This is a genomic window from Pseudomonas putida, from assembly GCF_005080685.1.
In the GTDB taxonomy this organism is placed as follows: Bacteria; Pseudomonadota; Gammaproteobacteria; order Pseudomonadales; family Pseudomonadaceae; genus Aquipseudomonas; species Aquipseudomonas putida_V.
Window position 1 is genome coordinate 4,585,436 of the sequence record NZ_CP039371.1, and the last position, 12,498, is coordinate 4,597,933.

The 12,498-nt window shown below is 64.9% G+C and carries 12 protein-coding genes and 1 pseudogene; all 13 read left to right on the forward strand.

Annotated features, from left to right (window positions below):
• The first annotated feature begins 23 nt into the window (after positions 1–23).
• Positions 24–1,448 (forward strand): cytochrome-c oxidase, cbb3-type subunit I, encoded by a 1,425-nt coding sequence (gene ccoN, locus E6B08_RS21190; protein ID WP_136915806.1) that lies wholly within the window; start codon positions 24–26, stop codon positions 1,446–1,448.
• A gap of 13 nt (positions 1,449–1,461) precedes the next feature.
• Positions 1,462–2,070, forward strand: a complete 609-nt coding sequence (ccoO, locus tag E6B08_RS21195; RefSeq protein ID WP_136915807.1) for a cytochrome-c oxidase, cbb3-type subunit II — start codon at positions 1,462–1,464, stop codon at positions 2,068–2,070.
• 5 nt (positions 2,071–2,075) lie between these two features.
• Positions 2,076–2,267 carry a cbb3-type cytochrome oxidase subunit 3 gene (locus tag E6B08_RS21200; protein WP_136915808.1) on the forward strand — a complete coding sequence of 64 codons (192 nt, stop codon included), beginning with the start codon at positions 2,076–2,078 and terminating at the stop codon, positions 2,265–2,267.
• Positions 2,264–3,193 carry a cytochrome-c oxidase, cbb3-type subunit III gene (ccoP, locus tag E6B08_RS21205; protein WP_136915809.1) on the forward strand — a complete coding sequence of 310 codons (930 nt, stop codon included), beginning with the start codon at positions 2,264–2,266 and terminating at the stop codon, positions 3,191–3,193. Before E6B08_RS21200 ends, ccoP (E6B08_RS21205) begins: the two co-directional genes overlap by 4 nt.
• A 270-nt stretch (positions 3,194–3,463) precedes the next feature.
• Positions 3,464–4,906 (forward strand): cytochrome-c oxidase, cbb3-type subunit I, encoded by a 1,443-nt coding sequence (ccoN, locus tag E6B08_RS21210; protein ID WP_136915810.1) that lies wholly within the window; start codon positions 3,464–3,466, stop codon positions 4,904–4,906.
• Complete coding sequence (gene ccoO, locus E6B08_RS21215) at positions 4,906–5,514, forward strand: cytochrome-c oxidase, cbb3-type subunit II (protein WP_136915811.1); 609 nt, start codon at positions 4,906–4,908, stop codon at positions 5,512–5,514. The genes ccoN (E6B08_RS21210) and ccoO (E6B08_RS21215) overlap by 1 nt, the downstream gene beginning before the upstream one ends.
• Before the next feature lie 5 nt (positions 5,515–5,519).
• Positions 5,520–5,717 (forward strand): cbb3-type cytochrome oxidase subunit 3, encoded by a 198-nt coding sequence (locus E6B08_RS21220; RefSeq protein ID WP_136915812.1) that lies wholly within the window; start codon positions 5,520–5,522, stop codon positions 5,715–5,717.
• A pseudogene (ccoP, locus tag E6B08_RS21225) lies at positions 5,714–6,690 on the forward strand (cytochrome-c oxidase, cbb3-type subunit III). Before E6B08_RS21220 ends, ccoP (E6B08_RS21225) begins: the two are co-directional and overlap by 4 nt.
• Before the next feature lie 274 nt (positions 6,691–6,964).
• Positions 6,965–8,380 carry a cytochrome c oxidase accessory protein CcoG gene (gene ccoG / locus E6B08_RS21230; RefSeq protein ID WP_136915813.1) on the forward strand — a complete coding sequence of 472 codons (1,416 nt, stop codon included), beginning with the start codon at positions 6,965–6,967 and terminating at the stop codon, positions 8,378–8,380.
• Between the two features lie 15 nt (positions 8,381–8,395).
• Positions 8,396–8,923 carry a FixH family protein gene (locus E6B08_RS21235; RefSeq protein WP_136915814.1) on the forward strand — a complete coding sequence of 176 codons (528 nt, stop codon included), beginning with the start codon at positions 8,396–8,398 and terminating at the stop codon, positions 8,921–8,923.
• A 151-nt stretch (positions 8,924–9,074) separates the two neighbouring features.
• Entirely contained in the window at positions 9,075–11,546 is a 2,472-nt protein-coding gene (locus E6B08_RS21240) for a heavy metal translocating P-type ATPase (protein WP_136915815.1), read from the forward strand.
• The gene (gene ccoS / locus E6B08_RS21245; protein ID WP_136915816.1) at positions 11,528–11,740 is read left to right on the forward strand and encodes a cbb3-type cytochrome oxidase assembly protein CcoS; all 213 of its coding nucleotides are present in this window, start codon (positions 11,528–11,530) and stop codon (positions 11,738–11,740) included. The genes E6B08_RS21240 and ccoS overlap by 19 nt, the downstream gene beginning before the upstream one ends.
• Entirely contained in the window at positions 11,733–12,416 is a 684-nt protein-coding gene (locus E6B08_RS21250) for a sulfite exporter TauE/SafE family protein (protein WP_136915817.1), read from the forward strand. Before ccoS ends, E6B08_RS21250 begins: the two co-directional genes overlap by 8 nt.
• The last annotated feature ends 82 nt before the right edge of the window (positions 12,417–12,498 follow it).

Below are 12,498 nucleotides of genomic sequence, written 5' to 3' on the forward strand. Positions count from 1 at the left end.
TAACCGTGGATGGAAACCCATACATGAACACAACCAGCAGTACCGCCTATAACTACAAGGTGGTCCGCCAATTTGCCATCATGACGGTGGTGTGGGGAATCGTCGGGATGGGGCTCGGCGTTTTCATCGCCGCTCAACTGGCTTGGCCCGCACTCAACTTCGACCTCCCCTGGACCAGCTTCGGCCGCCTGCGACCGCTGCATACCAATGCGGTGATCTTCGCCTTCGGCGGCTGTGCACTGTTCGCCACCTCCTATTATTCGGTGCAACGCACCTGCCAGACCACCCTGTTCGCACCGGGCCTGGCCGCGTTCACGTTCTGGGGCTGGCAACTGGTGATCCTGCTGGCGGCCATCACCCTGCCGCTGGGTTACACCAGCTCGAAGGAATACGCCGAGCTGGAATGGCCGATCGATATCCTGATCACCATCGTCTGGGTGAGCTACGCCATCGTGTTCTTCGGCACGCTGATGAAGCGCAACACCAAGCACATCTACGTGGGCAACTGGTTCTTCGGTGCGTTCATCCTCACCGTGGCCATGCTGCATGTGGTCAACAACCTGGAGCTGCCGGTCAGCCTGACCAAGTCGTACTCGATCTATGCCGGCGCCACCGACGCCATGGTGCAGTGGTGGTATGGCCACAACGCCGTGGGCTTCTTCCTCACTGCAGGCTTCCTGGGGATGATGTACTACTACGTGCCCAAGCAGGCCGAACGGCCGGTGTATTCCTATCGCCTGTCGATCGTCCACTTCTGGGCCTTGATCACCCTGTACATCTGGGCAGGCCCTCACCACCTGCACTACACCGCCCTGCCGGACTGGGCGCAGTCGCTGGGCATGGTGATGTCGCTGATCCTCCTGGCGCCAAGCTGGGGCGGCATGATCAACGGCATGATGACCCTCTCGGGCGCCTGGCACAAACTGCGCAGCGACCCGATCCTGCGCTTTTTGGTGGTATCGCTGGCGTTCTACGGCATGTCCACCTTCGAAGGCCCGATGATGGCCATCAAGACGGTCAACGCCCTGTCGCACTACACCGACTGGACCATCGGCCACGTCCATGCCGGCGCCCTGGGCTGGGTAGCGATGATCTCCATCGGCGCGCTGTACCACACCATTCCCAAGGTATTCGGCAAGGAGCGCATGTACAGCATCGGCCTGATCAACGCGCACTTCTGGCTCGCCACCATCGGCACCGTGCTGTACATCGCCTCGATGTGGGTCAACGGCATCGCCCAGGGCCTGATGTGGCGTGCGGTGAACAGCGACGGCACGCTCACCTACTCGTTCGTCGAAACCCTGGTGGCCAGCCACCCAGGCTTCGTGGTGCGCTTCGTCGGCGGCGCGATCTTCCTCAGCGGCATGTTCCTGATGGCCTGGAACACCTGGCGCACGGTGCGTGCACCAGCCGCCCTGGATGCCCCCGCCACTGCCCAGCCGGCTTGAGGAGAAGTGCCTGATGAAACATGAAGTCATCGAGAAAAACGTCGGCCTGCTGGCCCTGCTGATGGTGTTTGCCGTGAGCATCGGCGGCCTGACCCAGATCGTCCCGCTGTTCTTCCAGGACGTCACCAACAAGCCGGTCGAGGGCATGAAGCCCTACACCGCGCTGCAACTCGAAGGGCGCGATATCTACATCCGCGAAGGCTGCGTCGGCTGCCACTCGCAGATGATTCGCCCGTTCCGCGCCGAAACCGAGCGCTACGGCCACTACTCGGTCGCCGGCGAAAGCGTCTGGGATCACCCGTTCCTGTGGGGCTCCAAGCGCACTGGCCCGGACCTGGCCCGAGTCGGTGGCCGCTACTCCGACGACTGGCACCGCGCGCACCTGTACAACCCGCGCAACGTGGTGCCGGAGTCGAAGATGCCGTCCTATCCGTGGCTGGTCGCGCAACAGGTCGACAACAGCCACACCGATACCAAGATGAGCACCCTGCGCACCCTCGGCGTGCCGTACACCGACGAAGACATCGCTGGCGCCCGCGACGCGGTCAAGGGCAAGACCGAAATGGATGCCCTGGTCGCCTACCTGCAGGTGCTGGGCACCGCCATCAAGAACAAGAGGTGAATGCGATGGAACTGGACATCGGCATGATCCGCGGGCTGGGCACCCTGGTGGTGCTGGTCGCCTTCATCGGCCTGACGCTGTGGGTCTTCAACCGCCGCCGCGATCGTGACTTCGCCGAAGCACGCTTGCTGCCCTTCGTCGACGACCGCCTGCCCCCTGCCGGGCAAGAACCTGCCATGAGGAAGAATCGGCAATGACCACCTTCTGGAGTACCTATATCAGCGTACTGACCATCGGCAGCCTGATCGGCCTGGCGTGGCTGTTGCTCTCGACCCGCAAGGGCCAGAGCAAGAACACCACCGACCAGACCATGGGCCACAGCTTCGATGGCATCGAGGAATACGACAACCCACTGCCGCGCTGGTGGTTCTGGCTGTTCGTCGGCACCCTGGTGTTCGGCGCCGGCTACCTGGTGCTGTACCCCGGCCTGGGCAACTGGAAGGGCATCCTGCCTGGCTACGAGAACGGCTGGACCGGGGCCAACGAGTGGCAAAAGGAGATGGACAAGGCCGACGCCAAGTTCGGACCGATCTTCGCCAGGTATGCCGCCATGCCCGTTGAAGAAGTGGCCAAGGACCCGCAGGCACTGAAGATGGGCAGCCGCCTGTTCGCCTCCAACTGCTCGGTGTGCCACGGCTCCGACGCCAAGGGCGCCTATGGCTTCCCCAACCTGACCGACCACGACTGGCGCTGGGGCGGCGAGCCCGAGACCATCAAGGCCTCGATCATGAACGGGCGCCATGGCGTGATGCCGGCCTGGGCCGAGGTGATCGGCGAGCAGGGCGTCGCCGATGTGGCCGCGTTCGTGGTCAGCAAGCTCGATGACCGCCGCCTGCCAGAAGGCGCCAAGGCCGATGCCGAGAACGGCGAGAAGATCTTCGCCGCCAACTGCGTGGCCTGCCACGGGCCTGAAGGCAAGGGCACACCGGCCATGGGCGCACCGGACCTGACCCACCCGCAGGCGTTCATCTACGGCTCGAACTTCGCCCAGTTGCAACAGACCATCCGCTACGGTCGCCAGGGCCAGATGCCAGCCCAGGCCGACATCCAGGGCAACGACAAGGTGCATTTGTTGGCAGCGTACGTGTACAGCCTGTCGCAAGGCAGCGCCACTTCCCAGTAACGATCCCCCGCAACATCCAGGGGCCGCCTTGCGGCCCCTTTTCCCCGCTATACCTCCTTCCTTGCACCCCCTCCGAACGGAACTAAGCTTGTTGCCACAGCGGCTGCGCTTCCAATGGGCGAAGCAGACGCGGCGTATGGCCTGACGCCGCCGGCAGAAAAAGCTTGACCGATCGATCAGAAAAAGGCGAAAAACGGTACACATTACAAGCCTTTATTTGTGTACACTCGCCTCGTCCCAACAAGAATACCAAAACCGTGGAACCTTAGAATGAGCACTGTAATCAGTCCGACCGCTTATAACTATAGGGTCGTCCGCCAGTTCGCCATCATGACGGTGGTCTGGGGGATACTGGGCATGGGCCTCGGCGTCTACATCGCCTCGCAACTGGTCTGGCCCCAACTGAACCTGGACCTGCCATGGACCAGCTTCGGTCGCCTGCGCCCACTGCACACCAATTTGGTGATCTTCGCCTTCGGGGGCTGTGCGCTGTTCGCCACCAGCTACTACGTGGTGCAGCGAACCTGCCAGACCCGGCTGATCTCCGACAGCATGGCCGCCTTCACCTTCTGGGGTTGGCAGGCAGTGATCGTCGGCGCGCTGATCACCTTGCCGATGGGCTACACCACCACCAAGGAGTACGCCGAGCTGGAATGGCCGCTGGCGATCCTCCTGGCCATCGTCTGGGTCACCTACGCGCTGGTGTTCTTCGGCACCATCGTCAAGCGCAAGACCAAGCACATCTATGTCGGCAACTGGTTCTACGGTGCCTTCATCCTGGTCACGGCGATGCTGCACATCGTCAACCACATCTCGCTGCCGGTTAGCCTGTTCAAGTCCTATTCGGCCTACGCCGGCGCCACCGACGCGATGATCCAGTGGTGGTATGGCCACAACGCCGTGGGCTTCTTCCTCACCACCGGCTTCCTGGGCATGATGTACTACTTCGTGCCCAAGCAGGCCGAACGGCCGATCTACTCCTATCGCCTGTCGATCGTCCACTTCTGGGCCTTGATCACCCTGTACATCTGGGCGGGGCCCCACCACCTGCACTACACCGCCCTGCCGGACTGGGCGCAGTCGCTGGGCATGGTGATGTCGATCATCCTCCTGGCACCGAGCTGGGGCGGCATGATCAACGGCATGATGACCCTCTCCGGTGCCTGGCACAAACTGCGCACCGACCCGATCCTGCGCTTTTTGGTGGTGTCGCTGGCGTTCTACGGGATGTCCACCTTCGAAGGCCCGATGATGGCCATCAAGACGGTGAACTCGCTGTCGCACTATACCGACTGGACCATCGGCCACGTGCATGCCGGTGCCCTCGGCTGGGTGGCGATGATTTCCATCGGCGCCGTCTACCACATGATCCCGCGCCTGTATGGCCGCGCGCAGATGCACAGCGTGGGCCTGATCAACGCGCACTTCTGGCTCGCGACCATCGGCACCGTGCTGTACATCGCCTCGATGTGGGTCAACGGCATCACCCAAGGCCTGATGTGGCGCGCCATCAACGATGACGGCACGCTCACCTACTCCTTCGTCGAAGCCCTGCAAGCCAGCCACCCTGGCTACATCGTCCGCGCCCTCGGCGGTGCGTTCTTCGCCTCCGGCATGCTGCTGATGGCCTACAACGTGCTGCGTACCGTCCGTGCCGCCAATCCGGTACAGGCCGAGGAAGCCGCCAAGATCGTCGTCGTGGGAGCGCACTGATGAAGCATGAAGCCGTCGAGAAGAACATAGGCCTGCTGGCCTTCTTCATGGTCATCGCCGTGAGTATCGGTGGCCTGACCCAGATCGTCCCGCTGTTCTTCCAGGACGTGACCAACAAACCGGTCGAGGGCATGAAGCCGCGTACCGCGCTCGAGCTCGAAGGGCGCGACATCTACATCCGCGAAGGCTGCGTCGGCTGCCACTCGCAGATGATCCGCCCGTTCCGCGCCGAAACCGAGCGCTACGGCCACTACTCGGTCGCCGGCGAAAGCGTCTGGGACCACCCGTTCCTGTGGGGCTCCAAGCGCACCGGCCCGGACCTGGCACGGGTCGGCGGGCGCTACTCCGACGACTGGCACCGCGCGCACCTGTACAACCCGCGCAACGTGGTGCCGGAATCGAAGATGCCGTCCTACCCGTGGCTGGTGGAGAACAAGCTCGACGGCAAGGACACCGCGAAGAAGATGGACGTGCTGCGTACCCTCGGCGTGCCGTACACCGACGAGGACATCGCCGGCGCCCGCGACGCGGTCAAGGGCAAGACCGAGATGGACGCCCTGGTCGCGTACCTGCAAGGTCTTGGCACCATCATCAAGAGCAAACGGTGACGCTGATGGATATCGGGATGATTCGCGGCCTGGGCACCGTCGTGGTGATGGTGGCCTTCGTCGGCCTGGCCGTGTGGGTGTTCAACCCACGGCGCAAGAAGGACTTCGACGAAGCCACCCAGCTACCCTTCGCGGATGACCCCGAGGCCACCCGGCACGTCGAGCAAGCGCAAGCAAAAGCTTCTGGGAGCAAACAACAATGACAACCTTCTGGAGTCTGTACGTCACCGTCCTGACCCTGGGCACCATCTTCTCGCTGACCTGGCTGCTGCTGTCGACCCGCAAGGGCCAGCGCGACGAGGTCACCGACGAAACCGTCGGCCACGCCTTCGATGGCATCGAGGAATACGACAACCCCCTGCCCAAATGGTGGTTCTGGCTGTTCGTCGGAACCATCATCTTCGCCCTCGGTTACCTCGTGCTGTACCCGGGCCTGGGCAACTGGAAAGGCGTGCTGCCAGGCTACAGCTACCTGGATAACGACAAGCAGACCGAGTTCAGCAACGGCCAGCCCGGCTGGACCGGCGTGCACGAGTGGGAAAAGGAAATGGCCAAGGCCGACGCCCGCTTCGGGCCGATCTTCGCCAAGTTCGCCGCCATGCCCATCGAGGACGTGGCCAAGGACCCGCAGGCACTGAAGATGGGCGCACGGCTGTTCGCCTCCAACTGCTCGGTGTGCCACGGCTCCGACGCCAGGGGCGCCTACGGCTTCCCCAACCTGACCGACAACGACTGGCGCTGGGGCGGCGAGCCGGAAACCATCAAGACCACCATCATGGGCGGTCGCCATGGCGTGATGCCGGCCTGGGCCGAGGTGATCGGCGAACAGGGCGTGGCCGACGTGGCCGCGTTCGTGATCGCTAAACTCGACAACCGGCCCTGCCCGAAGGCGTCAAGGCCGATGCCGAAAACGGCCAGAAGATCTTCGCCGCCAACTGCGTGGCTTGTCACGGGCCTGAGGGCAAAGGTACGCCGGCCATGGGCGCACCCGACCTGACCCACCCGCAGGCGTTCATCTACGGATCGAGCTTCGCCCAGCTGCAACAGACCATCCGCTATGGCCGCCAGGGCCAGATGCCGGCCCAGGAGCAACTGCAGGGCAACGACAAGGTGCATCTGCTGGCCGCTTACGTCTACAGCCTGTCGCATCAGGCGGAACCGGCCAAGGCTGAGTAAGGCAGGCCTGGCCCGTTCGCGGCAAGCCCGCTCCTACATTTAGGAGCGGGCTTGCCCGCGAAGGGGTCGGTAAAAACCGCACAAGCTGACCTGGATCAATTGACACCCGCCATAACACGACTCACGCCACCAACCCAACGCGACTAAAGGTCGCAGCCTCACCCCGCGGTGCCATCACCGGCGTATCATGGACCGCAGAGCGCCAGCAGCACGCGCGAGACCACGGCCGGCAAGCACTGGCCGCGGCGTTTTTCCACTGCCGTGGGACTTGATGATGAGCAAGCAAATTCCGGTACATGATGTCACCCCGCCTGCCAGCAAAGGGAAGGATTCCGTCGACCTCTACGCCGCCCGGGAAAAAATCTACACCCGCGCCTTCACCGGCCTGTTCCGCAGGCTGCGCATGGTTGGCGGGGCGTTCCTGTTCCTGCTGTACTTCGGCACCGTGTGGCTGAACTGGGGTGGTCACCAGGCAGTCTGGTGGAACCTGCCCGAGCGCAAGTTCTACATCTTTGGCGCGACCATCTGGCCGCAGGACTTCATCCTGCTGTCGGGCATTCTCATCGTCGCTGCCTTCGGCCTGTTTTTCGTCACGGTCTATGCCGGCCGCGTGTGGTGCGGCTACACCTGCCCACAGAGCGTCTGGACATGGATTTTCATGTGGTGCGAAAAGGTCACCGAGGGTGACCGCAACCAACGCATGAAGCTCGACAGAGCCCCCATGAGCGGCAACAAGTTCCTGCGCAAGCTGGCCAAGCACAGCTTGTGGCTGCTGATCGGCTTCGTCACCGGCATGACCTTCGTCGGCTACTTCTCGCCCATCCGGGAACTGGCCAGCGAATTCTTCACCGGCCAGGCCGATGGCTGGGCCTACTTCTGGGTCGGATTCTTCACCCTGGCCACCTACGGCAATGCCGGCTGGCTGCGCGAGCAGGTGTGCGTGTACATGTGCCCGTACGCCCGCTTCCAGAGCGTGATGTTCGACAAGGACACCCTGATCGTTTCCTACGACCCGCGCCGTGGCGAGACCCGTGGCCCGCGCAAGAAAGACGTCGACTACAAGGCCAAGGGCCTGGGCGACTGCATCGACTGCACCATGTGCGTGCAGGTCTGCCCGACCGGCATCGACATCCGCGACGGCCTGCAGATCGAGTGCATCGGCTGCGCGGCCTGCATCGATGCCTGCGACAGCATCATGGACAAGATGAACTACCCACGCGGGTTGATCAGCTACACCACCGAGCACAACCTGTCCGGGCAGAAGACCCACATGCTGCGCCCACGCCTGATCGGCTACGCGGTGGTGCTGCTGGTGATGATCGGCGCCCTGGCCACGGCGTTCGCCACCCGCTCGCTGGTCGGCTTCGACGTCAGCAAGGACCGGGTGCTGTACCGCGAGAACGCCCAGGGACGGATCGAGAACGTGTACAGCCTCAAGGTGATGAACAAGGACCAGCGCGACCACGTCTACGTGCTCGATGCCGCGGGCCTGCCGGACCTGCGCCTGGAGGGCCAGCGCGAGATCAGCGTGGCCGCCGGCGATATCGTCAGCCTGCCGGTGCAGTTGTCGGTCGCCCCCGAGAAACTGCCCTCGACCACCAACGAAATCACCTTCATCCTCAAGAGCGCCGACGACGGCGACAGCCAGGTCGAAGCCAAGAGCCGCTTCATCGGCCCACAGATCCGCTGAGAGAGAACAAGCACAATGCCTGCTGCCACCGCCGCCAGCCCTTGGTACAAGCACCTCTGGCCCTGGATCATCATCGGCATCCTGACCACCTCGGTGTGCCTGAGCCTGACCATGGTCAGCATCGCCGTGCGCAACCCGGACAACCTGGTCAACGACAACTACTACGAGGCCGGCAAGGGCATCAACCGCTCGCTGGACCGCGAGCTGCTGGCCCAGACCCTCAACCTCAAGGCCAGCGTGCACCTCGACGAGCTGACCGGTGAAGTGGACGTGCGCCTGACCGGCAACAGCGACCCGCAGAGCCTGGAGTTGAACCTGATCTCGCCGACCCAGCCGGAGCGCGATCGCAAGGTGTCGCTGAGCCGTGTCGGCGCCGGGCGCTATGTCGGGCAACTGGATGACAAGGTCGAGGGGCGGCGCTTCGTCGAACTGCTAGGCAGCCAGGACGATCATGTGTGGCGGTTGTTCGAGGAAGAAAAGGTCGAGCATGGCCTGGCCTTGCAATTGGGCGATGAAGCGCTGCAAGGTGCCGAGCACCAGTAATGATCTCTGCCATGCATGGGGGCGCTTGGCGCCCCTTTCGCGACACAAGGCCGCTCCCCCAGGAAATCGCATATTCCTGTGGGAGCGGCCTTGTGTCGCGAAAGGGCTGCCAAGCTGCCCCGACGATCTCACACTATAAGACCGCTCCAAGATGACCCAGCCCACGCCCTGCTACCACTGCGCCCTGCCCGTTCCGGCCGGTAGCCACTTCACCGCCGTGGTGCTCGGCGAGCCCCGCGCGTTCTGCTGCCCAGGCTGCCAGGCGGTGGCCGAAGCCATCGTCGCCGGTGGCCTGGAGCATTACTACCAGCACCGCAGCGACAGCAGCGCCAACCCCGAGGCGTTGCCGCGGCAACTGCAGGACGAACTGGCACTGTACGACCGCAGCGACGTGCAACAGGCCTTCGTGCGCCATGCAGACGACCTGGCCGAAGCCACCTTGCTGGTCGAAGGTATCAGTTGCGCCGCCTGTGGCTGGCTGATCGAGAAACACCTGCGCAATCTGCCCGGGGTCGCCGAAGCGCGACTCAACCTGTCCAACCACCGCCTTTTCCTGAACTGGGACGACCGCCAGCTGCCCCTGTCGACGCTGCTGGCCGAGCTGCGCCAGATCGGCTACGCCGCCCACCCCTACCAGCCCGACCAGGCTGCCGAACAGTTGGCCCAGGAGAACCGCAGCGCCTTGCGCCGCCTAGGCGTTGCCGGGTTGCTGTGGTTCCAGGCGATGATGGCGACCATGGCCACCTGGCCGGAATTCAACATCGACCTTTCGCCAGAGCTGCACACCATCCTGCGCTGGGTGGCGCTGTTTCTGACGATTCCGATCGTGTTCTACAGCTGCGCGCCGATCTTCAAGGGCGCCGCACGCGACCTGCGCACACGCCACCTGACCATGGACGTGTCGGTGTCCCTGGCCATCGCCCTGGCCTTTGGCGCCGGGATCTGGACCGCCATCAGCGGCAGCGGCGAGCTGTACTTCGACACCGTCGGCATGTTCGCGCTGTTCCTGCTCACCGGCCGCTACCTGGAGCGCCGCGCCCGCGAGCGCACCGCAGCGGCCACCGCGCAGCTGGTCAATCTGTTGCCAGCCTCGTGCCTGCGCCTGGACGGCAACGGCAGCGCCGAACGCATCCTGCTGCGCGAACTGCAGCGCGGCGACACCGTACGCGTGCTGCCCGGCGCGGTGATCCCGGCCGATGGCCGTATCGTCGAGGGCCGCTCCAGTGTCGACGAGTCGCTGCTGACCGGCGAATACCTGCCCCTGCCCCGCGAGGCTGGCGAACAGGTCACAGGCGGCACCTTGAACGTGGAAAGCACGCTGGATATCGAAGTCCAGGCGCTCGGCCAGGACTCACGGTTGTCGGCCATCGTGCGCCTGCTCGAACGCGCCCAGACGGAAAAACCACGGCTGGCGCAGATCGCCGATCGCGCCGCGCAATGGTTCCTGTTGTTCAGCTTGGTGGCGGCCGTGGCCATCGGACTGTGGTGGTGGTACCTGGAGCCGGCGCGGGCGTTCTGGATCGTTCTGGCGATGCTGGTGGCGACCTGCCCTTGCGCCTTGTCGCTGGCCACCCCCACCGCCCTGACTGCTGCCACCGGCACCTTGCACAAACTCGGCTTGCTGGTGACCCGTGGCCACGTACTGGAAGGCCTCAACCAGATCGACACGGTGATCTTCGACAAGACCGGCACCCTCACCGAGGGGCGCCTGGCCCTGCGCACCATCCACCCCCTCGGCGCCTTGCCCGCCGAGCGCTGCCTGGCGCTGGCCGCAGCCTTGGAGAAGCGCTCCGAGCACCCTATCGCGCGGGCCTTCGGCCAGGCCACCCTGCCCGCCGAAGCCGTGCGCAACGTGCCGGGCCTGGGCCTGGAAGGCCAGGTGGATGACCTGCAGCTGCGCATTGGCCAGGCGACGTTCGTCTGCGCGCTGAGCGGCGCCACTCCACCTCCCCTGCCGGAACACCGTGGCCAGTGGCTGCTGCTGGGGGACGCGCGCGGCCCGCTGGCCTGGTTCGGCCTGGACGACCGGCTACGCGAGGATGCCCCTGCGCTGCTGGCGGCCTGCAAGGCACGCGGCTGGCGCACCCTGTTGCTGTCCGGCGACAGCTCGCCGATGGTCGCCGAAGTGGCTGCACAGCTGGGCATCGACCAGGCCATTGGCGGCTTGCGCCCGGACGACAAGCTCGAGCGACTCAAGGCGTTGCAGGCCGAGGGGCACACCGTGCTGATGCTCGGCGACGGGGTCAATGACGTACCGGTGCTGGCTGCCGCCGACATCAGCGTGGCCATGGGCAGCGCCACCGACCTCGCCAAGACCAGCGCCGACGCAGTACTGCTGTCCAACCGCCTGCAGGCCCTGGCGCAAGCCTTCGACCTGGCCCGACGCACGCGCCGCAACATCCTCGAGAACCTGCTGTGGGCGACCTTGTATAATGGCCTCATGTTGCCGTTCGCCGCGCTCGGCTGGATCACCCCGGTGTGGGCGGCGATCGGCATGTCGGTCAGCTCGCTGATCGTGGTGCTCAATGCCCTGCGCCTGACCCGCCTGCCGGCCGGCCCGGCGCCGCTGTCGAGCGAAACACCGCTGCCTGGAAGGAACACGCCATGCCCGCGCTCTATGTGATGATTCCGGCTGCCCTGCTGCTCGTCGGGGTGGCCGTGTACATCTTCTTCTGGGCAGTGGACAGCGGTCAGTACGACGACCTCGACAGCCCCGCCCACAGCATCCTGTTCGACGACCAGGATCCGCGCCATCAAGCCGCCGTGAAGCCCGAGCCTGCAGAACCAGAAGACCAGGAACCCACACCCCGTGCCTGACCTGCTCCCCCTGCTCGGCTCGGCACTGATCCTCGGCCTGCTCGGCGGCGGCCACTGCCTGGGCATGTGCGGCGGCCTGATGAGCGCGCTGACCCTGGCCATCCCACCCGAACAGCGCAGCCGCCGCCTGCGCCTGCTGCTGGCGTACAACCTGGGCCGCATCCTCAGCTACGCCTGTGCCGGCCTGTTGCTGGGCCTTGCCGGCTGGGCCGTGGCCAGCAGCCCCGCGGCAATGGCATTGCGGATAGTGGCGGCGCTACTGCTGATCGCCATGGGCCTGTACCTGGCAGGCTGGTGGAGCGGGCTGACCCGTATCGAGGCATTGGGCAAGGGGCTGTGGCGACACATCCAACCGGTGGCCACGCGCCTGCTGCCGGTGTCCAGCATGCCCCGGGCACTGCTGCTGGGCGCACTGTGGGGCTGGCTGCCCTGCGGGCTGGTGTACAGCACGTTGCTCTGGGCCGCCAGCCAGGGCAATGCGGGGCATGCTGCGGCCCTGATGCTGGCCTTCGGCCTGGGCACCTGGCCGGTGCTGCTGGCCACGGGGCTGGCGGCAGAACGGGTGAGCACGCTGTTGCGCCGGCGCAGCGTGCGGGTAGCCGGCGGGATGCTGGTGATCCTGTTCGGCCTCTGGACCCTGCCTGGGCCGCATCAGCATTGGTTGATGGGACACTGATGGAGGCCGCCCGACCCGCCGTTAGCCCTTGATACAAGTCAACACGGCCTGTCACCGCCAGCCCTAGACTCCGGACACAGCA

Bases quoted from the DNA above. Each gene is read 5' to 3' on its own strand.
- ccoN (WP_136915806.1), top strand. From the start codon at position 24: ATGAACACAACCAGCAGTACCGCCTATAACTACAAGGTGGTCCGCCAA.
- E6B08_RS21200 (WP_136915808.1), top strand. From the start codon at position 2,076: ATGGAACTGGACATCGGCATGATCCGCGGGCTGGGCACCCTGGTGGTG.
- E6B08_RS21235 (WP_136915814.1), top strand. From the start codon at position 8,396: ATGCCTGCTGCCACCGCCGCCAGCCCTTGGTACAAGCACCTCTGGCCC.
- E6B08_RS21220 (WP_136915812.1), top strand. From the start codon at position 5,520: ATGGATATCGGGATGATTCGCGGCCTGGGCACCGTCGTGGTGATGGTG.
- ccoO (WP_136915811.1), top strand. From the start codon at position 4,906: ATGAAGCATGAAGCCGTCGAGAAGAACATAGGCCTGCTGGCCTTCTTC.
- ccoG (WP_136915813.1), top strand. From the start codon at position 6,965: ATGAGCAAGCAAATTCCGGTACATGATGTCACCCCGCCTGCCAGCAAA.
- ccoP (WP_136915809.1), top strand. From the start codon at position 2,264: ATGACCACCTTCTGGAGTACCTATATCAGCGTACTGACCATCGGCAGC.
- E6B08_RS21240 (WP_136915815.1), top strand. From the start codon at position 9,075: ATGACCCAGCCCACGCCCTGCTACCACTGCGCCCTGCCCGTTCCGGCC.
- ccoN (WP_136915810.1), top strand. From the start codon at position 3,464: ATGAGCACTGTAATCAGTCCGACCGCTTATAACTATAGGGTCGTCCGC.
- ccoS (WP_136915816.1), top strand. From the start codon at position 11,528: ATGCCCGCGCTCTATGTGATGATTCCGGCTGCCCTGCTGCTCGTCGGG.
- ccoO (WP_136915807.1), top strand. From the start codon at position 1,462: ATGAAACATGAAGTCATCGAGAAAAACGTCGGCCTGCTGGCCCTGCTG.